Genomic DNA, 578 nt, shown 5'->3' with positions numbered 1-578 from the left:
GTTGTCTGAGTTAGTTGAGATAGTTCGTCCACAAGCAGTAAAGCATAATGTGGATGCTGACGTTGAGTACATTGAACATAACCTAACAAGCCTCAACTCGATAGGGCAGTTAGAAGGCGATGGAAAGCGAATCAAGGTCTCCGCCAAAGATGTCGGCAAAGTCGAAAAGCAAAAAATTCAAGAGGGAGATGTTCTTGTGTCGTGCAGAGGTGCTGTAGGGCGCATTGCTTTGGTTGATGAAAGCATTGAAGCTAATGTAATTGCGAGTCAGGCGTTTGCAATTTTGAGGCTAAAGCCACATGTGAATAATCTATCGAGTGTTGCTTTGTATCAGTACCTTATTTCTGAATTCGGTCAGCGACAGCTTTCTAGCTTTGTTACAGGAACAACCGCTCAGATGTTATCAGCCAAAGATTTGAGCAACATTGAAGTTCCTCTTTTCAACCATGATAGACTGGAACAATTGAAAGAGATACGTTCAGAAGTCTTAGAGACTCACAATGAGATTAACGAGCTTCAGAAGAAAATTGAACAAATCAACTCTAGTTGGCTCTCGCAGTAAAATACTGCTTCAACAT

Annotated in this window: 1 protein-coding gene; it reads left to right on the top strand. The window is 41.5% G+C overall.

All coding sequences use genetic code 11. The features are described 5' to 3' along the window. Positions 1 to 562, top strand: a 562-nt coding sequence (locus AB4486_RS22965) for a restriction endonuclease subunit S (RefSeq protein WP_372118812.1), incomplete at its 5' end; no start/stop codon positions are given. Between the last annotated feature and the right edge of the window lie 16 nt (positions 563 to 578).

It is taken from the genome of Vibrio sp. 10N.222.55.C6 (assembly GCF_041473395.1).
GTDB classification, from domain to species: Bacteria; Pseudomonadota; Gammaproteobacteria; order Enterobacterales; family Vibrionaceae; genus Vibrio; species Vibrio crassostreae_C.
Note: the sequence above shows the minus strand (reverse complement) of the source record. Positions and strands in the feature narration are given on the sequence as shown.